Below are 17,012 nucleotides of genomic sequence, written 5' to 3'. Positions count from 1 at the left end.
TTCCTATTTTAGTCAAATTCCAGTTCCACCTGCTCGCTACCGACCAGGCCTCGCAAATCCAGCAACAGTTTGTCCGTTGGCGTAACACGCCAGGACGCCCCGAATCGAAGCCGGGCTCTTGCGTTTTCTCGTTGGTAATACAGATGTACTGGTATCGTCCCCGATCGATGAGGTTCCAACGATTGGCGGAGACGGTTCAAAAGCTGGTCATCAATTTGCCTGTCAGTCAGCGAGATAGCAAGACCGCGAGCATATTTTTCCCGTGCTTCACTGATGTCCATAATATCGCGGGCCATCATTTTAAGCCCGCCGCTGAAGTCATCAAAGCTGACCTGTCCTGTGGCGATAAGGATACGGTCTTTTTCCAACAAATGCTGGAATTTTTCCAAGGCTTCGGTGAACAACATCACTTCCAGACGACCTGAGCGGTCATCTAACGTACAGATCCCAATGCGGTTACCGCGCTTGGTGACCATAACCCGTGCAGCAAGAACCAGTCCCACTGCGACAGTCATTTTACCCCGATCGGTCGGGTGCATGTCTTTCAAACGCTGGCCGCCGCCATAACGCTCAATTTCTTTCAGATATTGAGTGATCGGATGGCCGGTGAGATACAGACCCAGTGTTTCACGTTCACCGTCCAGCACCGTCTGTTCAGGCCAGCGCATCACGTTGGCGTAGGATTTCTCCACCTGCTCCGGCGCTTCGGCCAAAACGCCAAACATATCTACCTGACCGATGGCTTCCGCTTTGGCGTGCTGGTCAGCGGCTTTAAGAGCATCAGGCAGAGAACTCATCAACGCTGCGCGATGCGGACCTAAACGGTCAAAGGCACCGGACATAATCAGTTTTTCAAGGATGCGCTTGTTGAGCTTTTTCACATCTGCGCGGGCGCAGAGATCAAACAGTTCCCTGAAATAACCGCCTTCGTTGCGTGCTTCAATGATCGCTTCGATCGGGCCTTCACCGACACCTTTGATCGCGCCGATACCGTAAACGATTTCACCCTCGTCATTGACGTGAAAATGATACTGCCCGCTGTTAATGTCCGGTGGCAGGATTTTCAGCCCCATGCGCCAGCATTCATCTACCAGCCCGACGACTTTCTCGGTGTTATCCATATCCGCGGTCATGACGGCCGCCATAAATTCAGCGGGGTAATGTGCTTTCAGCCACAGCGTCTGGTAAGACACCAGTGCATAAGCGGCGGAGTGGGATTTGTTAAAGCCATAACCGGCGAATTTCTCCACCAGGTCAAAGATTTTAATCGCCAGCTCGCCGTCGATGCCGCGCGCTTTCGCACCGTCTTCAAAGCCACCGCGCTGCTTGGCCATCTCAACCGGGTTTTTCTTACCCATTGCACGACGCAACATGTCCGCGCCGCCCAGCGAATAGCCCGCCAGAACCTGCGCAATCTGCATAACCTGTTCCTGATACAGGATAATGCCGTAGGTCGGCTCCAGTACGGGTTTCAGGGATTCATGCTGCCACTGGATATCCGGATAGGAGAGCTCTTCGCGACCGTGTTTACGGTCGATGAAGTTATCAACCATGCCGGACTGCAATGGCCCCGGACGGAACAGTGCCACCAGGGCTATCATATCTTCGAAGCTGTCAGGCTTGAGGCGCTTAATCAAGTCTTTCATGCCACGGGATTCAAGCTGGAAGACCGCCGTGGTCTCCGAGCGTTGCAGCATGTCGAAACTTTTCTTGTCATCGAGCGGAATGGCCGCGATATCCAGCGGCGGCTCGCCCGCTTTTGCACGGCGGGCATTGATCATCCCCAGCGCCCAGTCGATGATAGTCAGCGTACGCAGGCCGAGGAAGTCGAACTTCACCAGTCCCGCATATTCCACGTCGTTTTTATCGAACTGTGTGACCGGGTGATTACCCTCGGCATCACAATACAGTGGCGCGAAATCCGTAATTTTGGTCGGTGCGATTACCACACCGCCGGCGTGCTTCCCGGCGTTACGGGTGACCCCCTCCAGCTGACGTGCCATGTCGATCAGCGACTTAACTTCTTCATCCGCTTCGTAAATTTCCGGCAACTGCGGTTCAGCAGCAAAGGCTTTTTCCAGTGTCATGCCCGGATCGGGCGGCACCAGCTTGGAAATACGATCGACAAACCCGTACGGATGTCCCAGCACGCGGCCCACGTCGCGGATAACCGCTTTGGCGGCCATCGTACCGAAGGTAATGATCTGCGAAACCGCTTCACGACCATACATTTCTGCCACGTGATCAATAACCTGATCGCGTTTTTCCATACAGAAGTCGACGTCAAAGTCGGGCATGGAGACACGTTCAGGGTTAAGAAAGCGTTCGAACAGCAGGTCGAATTCGAGCGGATCCAGATCAGTAATTTTTAGCGCATAGGCCACCAGAGAGCCCGCACCGGAACCACGTCCCGGCCCGACCGGCACGTCGTTATCCTTTGACCACTGGATGAACTCCATCACGATCAGGAAGTAGCCGGGGAAGCCCATCTGGTTGATCACTTTCAGTTCGATATCCAGACGCTCGTCATACTCAGGGCGTCGCTGGGCGCGAACTTCAGGATCGGGGAATAAAAACTCGAGGCGTTCTTCGAGGCCGATTTTGGATTTATCGACCAGAAAATCTTCTGTGGTCATGTCACCGGTCGGGAATTGCGGCAGGAAATACTCGCCCAGACGGATGGTAACGTTGCAGCGTTTGGCAATCTCCACGCTGTTTTGCAGCGCTTCGGGAATGTCTTCAAATAGCTCGCACATTTCATCTTCACTGCGCATATATTGCTGAGCAGTGTAATTACGCGGACGTTTTGGATCGTCGAGCGTAAACCCGTCGTGGATCGCCACGCGGATCTCATGGGCGTCAAAGTCTGTCGGCAGCATGAACCGCACATCGTTGGTCGCCACAACCGGCAGACCGCGCTCGGTGGCCAGCGCCACGGCGGCGTGCAGGTAGTTTTCTTCTTCGGCGCGGCCAGTGCGGATCAGCTCAAGGTAATAGCGATCCGGGAAATATTGTTGATAAAAGTCCAGGCACAGCTCGACCTGAAAATCGTTACCACGCATCAGAAACTTGCCGACATCGCCCATTTTAGCGCCCGAAATCAGAATCAATCCTTCATTGAGTTCTGCCAGCCATTCACGATCCACTATCGGGCCCGCTGCGCCATAACCGCGCTGATAAGCACGGGAAATAAGCAACGTCAGGTTCTGATATCCCTGATTGTTCATCGCCAGCACTGTCAGCTGCGCCAGCTCGTCACCAAGGATCTCGCTTTGGATATTTAAATCAGCACCGATAATCGGCTTAACGCCAGCGCCGTGTGCAGCACCGTAAAATTTGACCAGACCGCACAGATTGGTGAAGTCAGTGATCCCCAGAGCGGGCATGCCGAGTGACGCTGCGCATTTCACCAGCGGACCCACTTTCGCGAGTCCATCCACCATGGAATAGTCGCTATGTACACGCAGATGAATAAAACGAGGTTCGGCCATATCCAGAGTCCAGAAATGAGTGAATTAAGGGTTTGTATCTCCCGCTACAGCAGGAAAGGAACAAGGCGACGCGTTATGCCAGCCCGAGTGCGCGTTTCACTGGTGCGAAACTGCGGCGATGATGCGCTGTTGCGCCAAGTCTGGCGAGGCTCTCAAGATGCACCGGCGTCGGATAGCCTTTGTGTTTCGCAAAACCATATTCAGGGAACTGCAGATCCAGTTCAACCATTTCGCGATCGCGGGTGACTTTCGCCAGAATGGACGCCGCGCTGATTTCGGCAACTTTACTGTCCCCTTTCACCACGGCCTGAGAGGCCATTGGAAGTTTTGGGCAACGGTTGCCATCGATCAGCACCATATCTGGCGTGATGCCAAGACCGGCGACGGCTCTTTGCATCGCCAGCATAGTAGCGTGCAAAATATTTAGTTCATCGATTTCATGCGGTTCGGCGCGGCCAAGACTCCAGGCGAGCGCTTTCTCTTTAATTTCGATATACAACGCTTCGCGGCGTTTCTCGCTGAGCTTTTTGGAATCTGCCAGACCTTGAATCGGATTGGCTGGATCGAGGATCACTGCCGCGGTCACCACAGCGCCCACCAGCGGGCCACGACCCACTTCATCCACACCGGCAATGCACACGGCCTGTGGATAGATAAAAACGTCACTCATTGGCTTGCCAGCTCCATTACGGCCTGAGCGGCCTGCTCATCTGCATTACGGCGGATGCTTTCGTGCAATTCCAGAAAAGTATTACGCAGTTCCTGGCTCTTCTCACCGCCGGCCAGCAAAGGCAGTAGCGCAGCGGAAAGTTTATCCGGCACGCATTCGGTTTGTAGCAACTCAGTGACGATTTCACGTCTGGCAAGCAGATTAGGCAATGAAACGTAGGGCGTTTTCACCAGACGCTCTGCCAGCCAGAAGGTAAAAGGCTTCATGCGGTAACCCACCACCATCGGGCATTTCGCCAGCATACACTCGAGCGCAGCCGTACCGGACGACAGTAGCGCGGCATCGCTGGCGATCATCGCTTCGCGTCCTTTACCATCGAGCAAGTGCGCAGGAAGGTCTGGGGCAATTTCAGCTTTGATACGTTCGAACTGCTCACGACGTTTGGCATTCACCAATGGCACAACGATGTGTAAATCAGGATACGTCTGTCGCAGTTGCAGCGCCGTTTTTAGGAAATCAGCACTGAGCATTTCCACTTCCGCATGACGGCTTCCCGGCAGCAGCGCCAGACAATGCACGTCATCAGGAATGCCCAATGACAAGCGGGCAGCCTGTTTGTCCGGATGCAGCGGCATTGCATCAGCCATCGTGTGGCCGATGAAACGGCAAGGGACGTTGAATTTATCGTAGAACGCTTTTTCAAAAGGCAGAAACGCCAGTACCAGATCGGTGGCTTTACCAATTTTGAAAACGCGTTTTTGTCGCCATGCCCAGACAGACGGACTGACATAATGAATGGTGCGGATACCGCGCTGTTTCAGACGGCCTTCAAGAGTGATGTTAAAATCAGGGGCGTCGATGCCCACAAACACATCAGGCTTAAGTTCGCTGAAACGTCGGGTCAAATCTTTGCGGATTTTCAATAAGCGTGGCAGACGCTCTAATACCTCCACCACGCCCATGACCGCCAGCTCTTCCATTTCGTACCAGGTTTCACACCCTTCCGCCTGCATCAGCGGCCCCGCGACGCCCACGAAGCGGGCGTCAGGATGGTGCTTCTTGAGGGCTCGAATCAGCCCGGCGCCAAGAATGTCACCGGACGTTTCACCGGCCACCAGGCCAATTGTCAGAACAGGCTTTTGCATTATTTTCCGTAGCGCAGATCAGCGAATAATACCGCGGGTTGAGCGGCTGAAGAAATCACTGAAAGGTTTAACCTTCGGGAATTCAGCGGCAATCGCAGCGATTTCCGGCTGTGCTTCTTCCAGAGTTTTGCCACTGCGATACAGTAACTTATAAGCATTACGAATAGCGTGCAGGTCTGCTTTCTCAAAACCACGACGTTTAAGCCCTTCGATGTTAATACCGAAAGGTGTCGCATGGTTTCCCTGAGCAATCACAAACGGAGGCACGTCCTGAGCAACGCCAGAACATCCGCCGACCATGACATGTGCGCCGATGATGCAAAATTGATGCACTGCGGTCATACCGCCAATGATAGCGAAATCGTCAATCTCAACGTGGCCGCCAAGGGTCGCGTTGTTCGCCAGAATGCAGCGATTACCAATGACGCAATCATGGGCGATATGCGCGTTAACCATTAACAGGTTATCGCTGCCCACTTTTGTCAGACTACCGCCCTGAACGGTCCCACGATGAATGGTCACGCTCTCACGAATATTGTTGCGATCGCCGACCTCAACGCGTGTTGGTTCACCGGCATACTTCAGATCCTGGTTAATTTCACCAATAGATACGAACTGGAAGATGCGGTTATCGCGACCAATTTTGGTCACGCCATTAAGAACTACGTGTGATTTAAGCTCAGTACCTTCGCCGATTTCCACCTGGGAACCGACATAGCAGAAAGGACCGATATGAACACCAGCACCGATAACGGCGCCTTCTTCAACAATAGCGCTTGGATGTATATAGGCGGTTTTGTCTATCATGTATTAAGACTCCCGGCGACGGGCGCACATCATTGATGCCTCGCAAGCAATCTCACCATCTACTTTTGCGACACCTTTAAAACGAGCAACACCACGACGCTCTTTAATGAATTCAACTTCCAGAATCATCTGGTCACCCGGCAACACCGGACGTTTGAAGCGTGCATCATCAATTGCTGCAAAATAATACAGCTCGCCCGGTTCCAGTTTTCCAACACTTTTAAACGCCAGAATGCCGGTGGCCTGTGCCATGGCTTCCAGAATCAAAACACCTGGAAAAATCGGCTTGCCTGGGAAATGCCCCTGGAAAAACGGTTCGTTAAAGGAAACGTTTTTCACTGCGCGCAAAAATTTCCCTTTCTCAAAATCCAACACGCGGTCAACCAGCAAGAACGGGTAACGGTGTGGCAATAAATCCAGTATCTCTTCAATACGCAGAGTATGAGTGTCAGTAGTCAAAATACTCTTCCTGTCTATAAAAACTGATGGCATCAAAAACACGGCCTGCCAGACCCCAAAAAAAGGTCATCAGGCAGGCCGCAAATAGGAACGAATGCCGCAGGTTCACCCGTTACAGGGAACGCATTGCAGCATCGTAAGTGGTAATTAGTCTTTTTCGATTTTACGCTCGACAGCTTTCAAGCGCTTATTCATCTCGTCAATATTCATTACCAATGCAGCCGTCTTACGCCAAACTTTATTCGGTTGTAACGGAATACCGGAGGAGTATACCCCAGGTTCAGTGATTGGTCGCATTACCATTCCCATTCCTGTCACCACGGCCTGGTCACAAATCTCCATGTGACCATTGATAACACTGGCTCCGCCTATCTGGCAGTAACGTCCGATTTTCAGACTACCGGCCATAATTACGCCGCCAGCAACCGCCGTATTGTCTCCAATCACGACGTTGTGTGCAATCTGACATTGATTATCAATGATGACGCCGTTGCTGATAATAGTGTCATCCAGCGCACCGCGGTCGATGGTGGTACAAGCACCAATCTCAACGCGATCGCCAATAATCACGGTGCCCAGCTGTGGGATTTTAATCCAGTTACCACGTTCGTTCGCGTAACCAAAACCGTCAGCACCTATCACCGTACCTGATTGAATCAGGCACTGCTCGCCAATCTCAACGCGATGATAAATTGAAACATTGGCCCAGATACGGGTTCCTGCTCCTATTTTAGCTTCTTTACCGATAAAACAGCCTGCGCCAACGATAACGTTATCGCCCAACACAACGCCTGATTCGATGACTGCATTAGCGCCAACCGAGACATTCTTACCTAAAGAAGCAGTTTCAGAAATCACCGCACTCGCAGCAATATCCTGTGCCGGTGCCGGAGTGGTATCCAGCAGTTGCGCCATACGCGCATAGGTCAGGTAAGGGTTTTTAACCACTAATGCCGCTGTAGGGCAAAATGGCAGATCCGCTTCCGTCAACACTACGGCGCCTGCGGTGCAGGAGGCCAACTGTTCACGGTAACGGCTGTTTGATAAAAACGTGATTTGCTCAGAGTGTGCGGAATGCATTGAAGCAACGCCGGTGATGGCAATTTCGCCATCACCGTGCAATTGTGCATCCAACTGCTGTGCGAGATCAGCCAGTCGAATTGAAGACATGTTTATTTAACCTGTTTCAGCACATCAGCAGTAATATCTTTGTCATTGCTTGCATACGCGATGGCATTTGCATCAATAACAACATCATAACCTTCTTTGCTTGCAACAGATTTCACAGCGTCCTGAATACGGCTCAGGATTTTGTTACGCTCTTCGCCCTGACGACGACGGTTGTCTTGCTCAAACTGCTGCGCTTTAGCGGAGAACGCTTCACGCTGAGCCATCACGTCTTTTTCAAGTTTAGAACGATCGCTGGCTTTCATGGTTGAGCCATCACGTTGCAGACGTTGCATTTTGGTTTGCAGGCTACGTTCCTGAGATTGCAAATCAGTTGCACGGCTTTTGAACTCATTTTCGAGTTGTTTGGCCACAGCATCACGCGCTGGCATCTGTTGGAAAATGCTAGCGACGTTAACGATAGCAATTTTGTCAGCAGCCTGAACGCTAGCTGAAGAAGCCATAACTAAACCGAGGCCTGCGGCATATAACCACTTTTTCACTATAAACTCCTTCCATCACCCGTTTGTGCCATCTGGCACAGTAAATTACACAAAACACCTGACTTTAAAACGATACACGGGCCGAAACCCGTGTATCCAGTTCCGCAATCAGGCGATTGCGATTCTGCTGAATAACTCTTGTTCAGGCAGGCCGTTACCAGGTTTTACCAATGTTAAACTGGAACTGCTCTGCTTTGTCGCCTTCGTATTTCTTAACTGGTTGTGCATATGAGAAGACCAATGGCCCCAGCGGAGACATCCACTGCAACGCAAGACCGGAAGAAACACGAATGTTGCCTGGTTTGCTGTAGTCAGGTACACCGGCAGCCATAGTCTGCGGGGTGTTTTCCCAACCTGTATCCCAGACGGTACCGCTATCCACGAACAGAGAAGTACGCAATGAGTTAGCGTATTTTTCGCTAACGAACGGAGTTGGAACAATCAGTTCTGCACTCAGTACTGCCATTGCATTACCGCCCACCGCATCATCCGAATTATCGATCGGACAGCCGCTGTACGAGGTATTAGCCGTAGTACATTTGTAATACGCTGCTTTTGGACCAATGGTGTTCGACTGGAAACCACGAACACTGCTTGAACCACCGGCATAGAAGTTATCGTAGAACGGTACTTCTTTCCCGCCCAGACCATCTGCATAACCTGCGCGTGCACGGCCCATCAGCACCCAATCACGATCCTGATTCAGCGGCATGTAGCTGGTTGAATCGAAGGTGATTTTGTAATATTCGTTATCAGAACCCGGAACGGTGACTTTACCGTTCAGGCTGGCTTTGGTCCCTGACGTAGGGAAGTAGCCACGGTCGAGGTTGTTATAACCCCAGCCAAGGTTCACGAAGAAGTCATCAGCACTGAAATCTGCATCAGCATTGTCGCTGGTGGTGACCGCAGGTTTCAGGCCCACTGAGTTCAGATAACGGAACATGGCGATCTGTGGTTCCATATTGGACAGATCGTTGTGTACGTAATCCAGACCCAGACGCAATGAGTTGTTCTCATTGATTGGGAAACCAAGGTTGCCGCCAATACCATAACTTCTGTTGGTATAGTCAGACAGATCCGCATTATCCGCTTTAAAGTCATTGTAGAAGATACGGCCGCCCAGACTCACACCGTCAACGGTGAAGTACGGGTCAGTGATCGTGAATTCTGCATACGTCTGATAATCGTTTTTGGTACCGCTGATGCCGACAGAGTTACCCGTGCCCAACCAGTTGTCCTGCTGGACGCCAACCTGGAAGCTAACACCACTTTCTGTACCGTAGCCCACACCAAAGTTGAATGTCCCGGTGTTACGCTCTTTTACTTTATAGACCACATCAACCTGATCCGGTGTACCCGGAACGCGTTGCGTATCCACATCTACCGTTTCGAAGTAGCCAAGACGGTTCAGACGTTCTTTACCTTTATCGACCAGATCGTTACCTAACCAGGCACCTTCCATCTGACGCATTTCACGGCGCAGGACGCTGTCTTTACTGGTGTCATTGCCTTCAAAGCGGATGTGACGCACATAGAAACGGTTACCCGCATCTACGTTGATATGCAGTTTGACAGTCTTGTCTGCATCATTAATTTCAGGCTGCGTGTTCACACGTGGATAGGCATAGCCATAACGACCCAGCATCTGCTTGATGTCGTTTTCCATCTTGGTGACTTTAGCGCCGTTATACAGCTCGCCTTTATCAATTTTAGTCAGGCTTTGCACTTCTGCTGAGTGACCGGCCATGCTGCCAGTGACTTCAACACCAGAAAGTTTGTATTGCTCACCTTCTGTGATGTTCAGCGTGATGTAGATGCCTTTTTTGTCCGGCGTCAGGCTGACCTGCGTCGAATCAATGTTGAAGCGGGCGTAACCGCGATCCAGATAGAAGCTACGCAGGGTTTCAAGGTCACCCGCCAGTTTCTGTTTCTGGTATTTGCGATCGCCAACCACGTTCCACCATGGCACTTCATCACGAAGCTGGAAATGAGAAATCAGTTCATCAGTACTGAAGGCGTGGTTACCTACGATGTTGATCTGCTGAATTTTCGCAGAAACACCCTCGGTAAAGACTAATTTCAGGTCGACACGGTTACGTGGCAAAGGGGTAACAACCGCTTTTACCGACGCACTGTATTTTCCGACGCTGTAATAGAAGTCTTCCAGACCTTTCTCGATACTGCCGATTGTTGTACGGTCAAGCGCTTCGCCAACACGGACGCCAGAGGCCTCCAGGTTTTGTTTCAGCATGTCATCTTTCACCGATTTGTTACCGGAGAAAGTGATGCTGGCAATCGTTGGACGTTCTTTAACCTGAACAATCAGAGAATCGCCATCGCGCAGGACGCGAACGTCCTCAAAGTTGCCAGTGGCAAACAATGCACGAATGGTATTACTGATGTCATCGTCAGTCACCGTATCACCGACGCGAACCGGCATATTGAGTAACGCCGCACCGACGGCAACTCGCTGCAGGCCTTCGAAATGAATATCTTTCACTACGAAACCGTCTGCACCGTATACGGTGGCGCTGCCAAACAGCAGCGACGCTATGAGCAACTTTTTGATCGCCATCGTTGTTATGCGTTCTTCCTAACCTAATCCCCAGCCTTAAAGACGGGAGAAATCATTGAAAAGTGCAAGCCCCATTACCAGGAACAGCAATACAGCACCGACCTGATAACTGAAGTTTTGAACTCGCTCGGAAACTGGACCACCTTTTAGCTTCTCTATTGCCAGAAAAACCAAGTGTCCACCATCTAATATCGGTAATGGGAACAGGTTTACGATACCGAGATTGACGCTGATAAGCGCCAAAAACGTCAGGTACGACACTAAACCATACTCTGCTGACACTCCTGCGCCCTGTGCGATGGAAATTGGGCCACTCAGATTGTTCAGCTTCACATCACCGGTAAACAATTTGCCCAGCATGTTGACTGTAAGCTTCATCAGTTGCCAGGTTTTATCACCCGCCTCATATAAAGCGACAAACGGACCATACTGACGAACTGTCTTGTACTCTTCAGGCAACGGTATGACTTTGGGAACCACCCCGGCAAAACCTTGTACAATACCTTTACCTAACGTCCGACTTTCCGGTGTCAGGGTCAATGCCAGAGCCTCGCCATTACGCTCAATGTCTAACGCAATGGGCTTACCCGGATTATCGCGAACCTGCAACGTAAAATCACGCCAGCTCGCCAAAACCTGACCGTCAACTTTAACGATCCGATCGCCCGCTTGCAAACCTGCCTTTTGAGCGGCGGAGGCTGATTGCACCTCAGATAATACGGGTTCTGCCTGCGGACCACGCGGAATAATCCCCAACGCGACCACCGGATCTTGCGTTTCAGGATCAAACGTCCATTCACGCAAATCGACAACTTTTTCAATTATTGTTGATGAGCCTAACTCGGCTACCCCGAGCGTCATTTGGCTGTTGCCAATTTCACCCATCAACGACATTCGAATTGAATCCCAATCAGGCGTTTCGATACCGCCAATAGACTTAAGTTCCATTCCTGGCAAAACTTTGGCTTGCGCGGCAATGGATTGAGGCATGATTTCGGCCACCACAGGTCGTACTGTTGGTACACCAACAATAAAAATGACCCAGTAAGCAAAAACTGCAAAGATAAAGTTGGCTAACGGACCCGCGCTGATAATTGCCGCACGCTGCCAGACAGTTTTGCTATTGAAAGTAAGATTCTTTAGCTCAGGCGGTACGGTTTCTAAACGCTCATCGAGCATTTTCACGTAACCACCGAGGGGGATGATAGCAAGGACATATTCAGTGCCGTGGCGATCGGTTCGACGCCAAAGCGCGCGACCGAAACCTACGGAAAACCGCTGAACGCGCACGCCACAGCGACGAGCAACCCAGAAATGGCCGAACTCGTGCACGGTGATAAGCACCCCCAATGCAACGATAAAGGCGGCCAGGCTCCAGAGTATGTTCATCATATGTCCAACTATTCCTTAGAAAACTTCACCGTCAGCGACGGATTAATACACTAACAGCATCAGGCAGGCAAATACAGGAACCGCAGCAGTCAGGCTGTCGATACGGTCCAATATTCCGCCATGCCCTGGGATCATATGACCACTGTCTTTGATCCCGGCTTCGCGTTTAAACATACTCTCGGTCAGGTCGCCTAAGACTGAAGCCAGCGCAGCAACCACGGAACAAATCAATAATACAGACGGCTGCACGGTAAGCGGTGCATAGCGGCCAAACAGCCAGGCAATCAGCGCACATGTCAGTAACCCGCCGATGAACCCTTCCCAGGTTTTTCCCGGCGAAACTTTAGGTGCCAGCTTGTGCTTACCGAACAGCTTACCAAACAGGTATGCACCAGAATCAGCACCCCAGACGAGTAGCATCACATATAACAGCCACCATGCGCCAGTGTGAGGATTCTCGGCATAACCATATTGACGCAACGCGACCATACCCCAGAAAAACGGTACAATTGTCAGTACGCCAAATAAGATCCGCAGTACGCGCGAATGTCGCCAGAATGCGGCTGAAGCCGGATACCCAACCACCAGCACCAGCGCCACACACCACCAGGCGAGTGCGGCCCATAGGGATCCACTTACCAGCGGCAACTGCGCGCTCTGATGATAGGCAGGAATGCTTAGCATCATGGCGGCCAGCAGGAAACCACAGAGGATGGCGAGCCATATTCTCTGGTTACGGCTTCCGAGACCCGCTAATTGTCCCCACTCCCACGCCGCCAACATGCACACGATTAACGTGACAATGGCAAAACCGACTGGCGGTAGTAAAAAGAGTGCAGCAATAACAATCGGTATTAAAATCAGAGCTGTGATAATGCGATACTTCAGCAAATGTTCTCCCTAGGACGCATTGGCGCCGATAGGTGTAGTCCCCCCGAAGCGGCGCTCGCGTTGTGCAAAAGCATCCAGCGCATCTTCAAAGGTATTTTCATCAAAATCAGGCCAGAGGACATCCGTAAAGTAAAACTCCGCATAGGCAATTTGCCACAGCAGGAAGTTACTGATTCGATGTTCCCCACCGGTTCTGATCACCAAATCGACTGGTGCCAGTTCGCTCATACAGACGGCTGAATCCAGCATGTCTTCTGTTATTTGCTCTGCCCGCAGGGTACCAGCTTCAACCTGACCCGCCAGCGTCTTAACGCCCTGAATAATATCCCATCGGCCACCATAATTCGCAGCAATGTTCAGCGTAAGACCGTCGTTATTTTCTGTAAGTGTTTCTGAACGACGAATGCGTTCCTGCAGACGAGCACTAAAGCGACTGACATCGCCAATGATCCGCAGCCTGACATTATGTTTATGCAGGCTTTTGACTTCACTGTCGAGTGCACGTACGAACAGCTCCATCAATGCGGCGACTTCCTGAGCCGGGCGATTCCAGTTTTCACTACTAAAGGCATAAAGCGTAAGGGCATCAAGTTGATGGTTGGCTGCAAAACTCACGGCTTTACGCACTGATTTTACGCCCGCTTTATGACCAAAGACCCTCATTTTACCCTGACGTTTTGCCCAACGTCCGTTGCCGTCCATAATAATGGCGACATGGCGCGGCTGAGCGCAGGACGTATCAGACATCTGTTGATTTTCGAGGGACATAACGCGTACTCATTTCCTTTTATCAGAACACGACGGCTTTTTAGCTGGCGTTGCAGTTCAAACGCAGGCGCAATAACACGCGCAAAAAAGCCGTGTCTCCCTTGCGGGCACGGCTACTCTGACAGCTTACCGATTCCACATGTCAGATCCAGAGACTAAAAACCTGAATCTACTGTCAGCGTGGCGCAGACTATACCATTTCAATGTGATGCTAACAAACTGCTGCATAAGCAGTAAACTTAGCGTCAGGCCGCAAATGTGCGAAGTTTTTGTTGAGCCGATGCCCGCGATTGTCTGTCAATTTCCAGCACTGCATCCACAGACTCCGGTTCAGCGCTCACCATCTCGTCCATTACCTGACGGTTAATCGAAGCAATATCGGTGAAACGAATCTCACCATTGAGGAATGCCGCCACGGAAATTTCGTTCGCTGCATTCAGCGCCGTCGTCGCTGCCTGCCCGGTGTTGCTGGCTTCGATAGCCAGTTGCAGGCAAGGATACCGCGCATAATCCGGCTCAGAGAAAGAGAGTGCGCCCATTTTACAGAAGTCTAATGCTTCGACGCCAGCAGCGACACGGCGTGGATACGCCATCGCATGTGCAATAGGCGTACGCATGTCCGGCGACCCCAACTGCGCCAGTACGCTGCCGTCACGATAACGTACCATCGAGTGGATAACCGACTGGGGATGGATGATCACTTCCATTTCGGCCGCAGACGCATTAAACAACCAGCGGGCTTCGATGTACTCCAGGCCTTTGTTCATCATCGTGGCGGAATCGACAGAAATTTTACGCCCCATTGACCAGTTAGGATGCGCGCACGCCTGATCCGGTGTGACATCGTTAAAGTGGTTTAACGGTAACTCGCGAAAAGGTCCGCCGGAGCCGGTTAAAACAATGCGGGAAATCCCGTTTTCTTCAAGTGAAGCATAGCCCAGTTGCTGCTGAACGGACTCAGGCAAACTCTGGAAAATCGCATTATGTTCACTGTCGATAGGAAGGAGTTGAGACTGGTTTTCACGGACCGCATCCATGAAGATACGACCACAGGTGACCAGAGACTCTTTATTCGCCAGAAGGATCTGTTTACCTGCACGCACGGCAGCGAGCGTCGGTAAAAGGCCCGCAGCGCCCACAATGGCTGACATCACTTGATCGACATCATCCAGCGCAGCCAGTTCGATTGCGGCGTTTTCGCCGGAGAGCACCTCAGTTTTCACACCCTGCTCGGCCAGAATAGTTCTCAGAGCCCGGGCTGAAGTCTCATCGGCCATGGACGCATAGGCCGGACGAAACTCGATACATTGCTGCGCCATCACGTCAACATTGTGTCCTGCAATCAGGGCTTTGACTGCGAAAGCGTCGGGATTGGACCGGACAACGGAAAGCGTACTGGTGCCGACAGACCCTGTCGAACCAAGAATAGTCATTTGTTTCATGAAAATGCCCGGGATAACGCCATCAATTCAGAATAGTGCACAGTCTGAAACCTCTTATCCGGCTTGTCCATGAGATTGTGGCAGCAGAGAAAAGATTTGAGACCCGTAAAAAAATAAAGCGCCGCATTTGCGACGCTTTATTTGAGAACAAACGAGTCTGATTAGAACTCCATCAGCTCAGCTTCTTTCTCAGTCAAAGCTACATCGATTTTCTTGATGAAGATATCTGTCAGCTTCTGAATATCGTCCTGAGAACGACGATCTTCATCTTCACTGATTTCTTTATCTTTCAGCAGTGCTTTGGTTTTGTCGTTAGCGTCACGACGGACGTTACGCACAGAAACACGGCCCTGCTCTGCTTCGCCACGCACAACTTTGATCAGGTCTTTACGACGCTCTTCAGTTAATGCAGGCAATGGCACACGGATAGTCGCGCCCGCTGAAGATGGGTTCAGACCCAAATCGGAGGTCATGATCGCTTTTTCAACGGCAGCGCTGATTGAGCGGTCAAATACAGAAATAGCCAGAGTACGGGAGTCTTCCACCGTCACCTGAGCCAGCTGACGCAGTGGCGTCGCAGAACCATAGTATTCCACCATGATGCCGTCGAGAATGCCGGGAGAAGCGCGGCCTGTACGGATTTTGCTGATATGAGTTTTAAATGCTTCTACGCATTTTTTCATACGAATTTCAGCGTCTTTTTTGATTTCGTTAATCACGTTGTGAACCCTTGAGAGCTGGTTACCTGGCAGACCATACCATCAGTATAGTCCGTGAATACTTATGCCAGCACTGGCTGGCTGAACGCAATGTTTATAGCGAAGGATCACTCAGCGTTAGAAATCAGCGTCCCTTCGTTTTCACCCATCACCACGCGGCGCAGTGCACCGGGTTTGTTCATGTTGAAAACACGAATCGGAAGATTGTGATCGCGGGCTAATGTAAATGCCGCCAGATCCATCACTTTCAATTCCTGCTCCAGCACTTCCTGATAGGTCAATGTTTCGTACAGCGTTGCTTCCGGATTTTTGACCGGGTCAGCGGAATAGACGCCGTCGACTTTGGTGGCTTTTAATACCACATCGGCTTCAATTTCGATACCACGCAGACAGGCTGCAGAATCTGTAGTAAAGAAAGGATTACCGGTACCGGCGGAAAAAATGACCACGCGGTTATGACGCAGCAGGCTAATGGCTTCAGCCCAGCTGTAATTATCACAAACACCGTTCAAAGGAATTGCAGACATCAGACGCGCGTTAACATAGGCACGGTGTAATGCGTCACGCATTGCCAGGCCGTTCATGACAGTCGCCAGCATACCCATATGGTCGCCTACAACACGATTCATGCCCGCCTGCGCCAGACCCGCGCCACGGAATAAGTTACCGCCGCCGATCACAACGCCTACCTGAATGCCGAGTTCGACCAGCTCTTTGACTTCCTGAGCCATACGATCTAATACACTCGCGTCGATACCAAAACCTTCACTGCCCTGCAGGGCTTCGCCACTGAGTTTGAGCAGGATACGCTGATAAACGGGTTTCGCATTGGTAGCCATGGTGTCTGTCCTAGAAGCAATGTGTCTTAATGAGAATTCAATCTTTACATCATAGCGTTGTTGCCGGGTGTTACTACAGCACATCGCACAATGTCATTGGAATTTGGGGCTGGATAAAACGGAACCGCCAACGTGCAGCGGTTC

14 protein-coding genes are annotated in these 17,012 nt (G+C 51.3%); all 14 read right to left on the bottom strand.

Annotation, left to right across the window (positions count from 1 at the left end; translation table 11 throughout):
- Positions 1–8 precede the first annotated feature (8 nt).
- On the bottom strand, positions 9–3,491 hold the full coding sequence (dnaE, locus tag I2123_RS06380) for a DNA polymerase III subunit alpha (RefSeq protein WP_112168877.1): 3,483 nt from the start codon (positions 3,489–3,491) through the stop codon (positions 9–11).
- 73 nt (positions 3,492–3,564) lie between these two features.
- Positions 3,565–4,161, bottom strand: a complete 597-nt coding sequence (gene rnhB, locus I2123_RS06375; RefSeq protein ID WP_112168876.1) for a ribonuclease HII — start codon at positions 4,159–4,161, stop codon at positions 3,565–3,567.
- Entirely contained in the window at positions 4,158–5,306 is a 1,149-nt protein-coding gene (gene lpxB, locus I2123_RS06370) for a lipid-A-disaccharide synthase (RefSeq protein WP_213052010.1), read from the bottom strand. Before lpxB ends, rnhB begins: the two co-directional genes overlap by 4 nt.
- Before the next feature lie 18 nt (positions 5,307–5,324).
- A complete protein-coding gene (gene lpxA, locus I2123_RS06365; RefSeq protein ID WP_213052009.1) occupies positions 5,325–6,113 on the bottom strand; it encodes an acyl-ACP--UDP-N-acetylglucosamine O-acyltransferase in 789 nt (262 codons plus the stop codon).
- A gap of 3 nt (positions 6,114–6,116) precedes the next feature.
- Positions 6,117–6,605, bottom strand: a complete 489-nt coding sequence (gene fabZ / locus I2123_RS06360) for a 3-hydroxyacyl-ACP dehydratase FabZ (RefSeq protein ID WP_183850297.1) — start codon at positions 6,603–6,605, stop codon at positions 6,117–6,119.
- A gap of 114 nt (positions 6,606–6,719) precedes the next feature.
- Entirely contained in the window at positions 6,720–7,742 is a 1,023-nt protein-coding gene (gene lpxD / locus I2123_RS06355; RefSeq protein WP_213052008.1) for a UDP-3-O-(3-hydroxymyristoyl)glucosamine N-acyltransferase, read from the bottom strand.
- A gap of 2 nt (positions 7,743–7,744) precedes the next feature.
- Positions 7,745–8,242 carry a molecular chaperone Skp gene (gene skp / locus I2123_RS06350; RefSeq protein WP_112168872.1) on the bottom strand — a complete coding sequence of 166 codons (498 nt, stop codon included), beginning with the start codon at positions 8,240–8,242 and terminating at the stop codon, positions 7,745–7,747.
- A 154-nt stretch (positions 8,243–8,396) separates the two neighbouring features.
- On the bottom strand, positions 8,397–10,817 hold the full coding sequence (gene bamA, locus I2123_RS06345; RefSeq protein ID WP_112168871.1) for an outer membrane protein assembly factor BamA: 2,421 nt from the start codon (positions 10,815–10,817) through the stop codon (positions 8,397–8,399).
- Positions 10,818–10,853: 36 nt separating this feature from the next.
- Positions 10,854–12,209: a sigma E protease regulator RseP gene (gene rseP, locus I2123_RS06340; protein ID WP_213052007.1), complete on the bottom strand. Its 1,356-nt coding sequence runs from the start codon at positions 12,207–12,209 to the stop codon at positions 10,854–10,856.
- A 42-nt stretch (positions 12,210–12,251) separates the two neighbouring features.
- Positions 12,252–13,100, bottom strand: a complete 849-nt coding sequence (gene cdsA, locus I2123_RS06335) for a phosphatidate cytidylyltransferase (protein WP_112168869.1) — start codon at positions 13,098–13,100, stop codon at positions 12,252–12,254.
- A 9-nt stretch (positions 13,101–13,109) separates the two neighbouring features.
- Complete coding sequence (gene ispU, locus I2123_RS06330) at positions 13,110–13,868, bottom strand: (2E,6E)-farnesyl-diphosphate-specific ditrans,polycis-undecaprenyl-diphosphate synthase (RefSeq protein WP_112168868.1); 759 nt, start codon at positions 13,866–13,868, stop codon at positions 13,110–13,112.
- Positions 13,869–14,113: 245 nt separating this feature from the next.
- Positions 14,114–15,310 (bottom strand): 1-deoxy-D-xylulose-5-phosphate reductoisomerase, encoded by a 1,197-nt coding sequence (ispC, locus tag I2123_RS06325; protein ID WP_213052006.1) that lies wholly within the window; start codon positions 15,308–15,310, stop codon positions 14,114–14,116.
- 161 nt (positions 15,311–15,471) lie between these two features.
- A complete protein-coding gene (gene frr / locus I2123_RS06320) occupies positions 15,472–16,029 on the bottom strand; it encodes a ribosome recycling factor (RefSeq protein WP_213052005.1) in 558 nt (185 codons plus the stop codon).
- Positions 16,030–16,136: 107 nt separating this feature from the next.
- Positions 16,137–16,868, bottom strand: a complete 732-nt coding sequence (pyrH, locus tag I2123_RS06315; protein ID WP_056781743.1) for a UMP kinase — start codon at positions 16,866–16,868, stop codon at positions 16,137–16,139.
- Positions 16,869–17,012: the final 144 nt, after the last annotated feature.

The organism is Rahnella inusitata (assembly GCF_018288855.1).
GTDB classification, from domain to species: Bacteria; Pseudomonadota; Gammaproteobacteria; order Enterobacterales; family Enterobacteriaceae; genus Rahnella; species Rahnella inusitata.
This window is presented reverse-complemented; position numbering and strand designations above follow the sequence as displayed.

Bases quoted from the DNA above. Each gene is read 5' to 3' on its own strand.
- dnaE (WP_112168877.1), bottom strand. From the start codon at position 3,491: ATGGCCGAACCTCGTTTTATTCATCTGCGTGTACATAGCGACTATTCC.
- rnhB (WP_112168876.1), bottom strand. From the start codon at position 4,161: ATGAGTGACGTTTTTATCTATCCACAGGCCGTGTGCATTGCCGGTGTG.
- lpxB (WP_213052010.1), bottom strand. From the start codon at position 5,306: ATGCAAAAGCCTGTTCTGACAATTGGCCTGGTGGCCGGTGAAACGTCC.
- lpxA (WP_213052009.1), bottom strand. From the start codon at position 6,113: ATGATAGACAAAACCGCCTATATACATCCAAGCGCTATTGTTGAAGAA.
- fabZ (WP_183850297.1), bottom strand. From the start codon at position 6,605: ATGCCATCAGTTTTTATAGACAGGAAGAGTATTTTGACTACTGACACT.
- lpxD (WP_213052008.1), bottom strand. From the start codon at position 7,742: ATGTCTTCAATTCGACTGGCTGATCTCGCACAGCAGTTGGATGCACAA.
- bamA (WP_112168871.1), bottom strand. From the start codon at position 10,817: ATGGCGATCAAAAAGTTGCTCATAGCGTCGCTGCTGTTTGGCAGCGCC.
- rseP (WP_213052007.1), bottom strand. From the start codon at position 12,209: ATGATGAACATACTCTGGAGCCTGGCCGCCTTTATCGTTGCATTGGGG.
- ispU (WP_112168868.1), bottom strand. From the start codon at position 13,868: ATGTCCCTCGAAAATCAACAGATGTCTGATACGTCCTGCGCTCAGCCG.
- ispC (WP_213052006.1), bottom strand. From the start codon at position 15,310: ATGAAACAAATGACTATTCTTGGTTCGACAGGGTCTGTCGGCACCAGT.
- pyrH (WP_056781743.1), bottom strand. From the start codon at position 16,868: ATGGCTACCAATGCGAAACCCGTTTATCAGCGTATCCTGCTCAAACTC.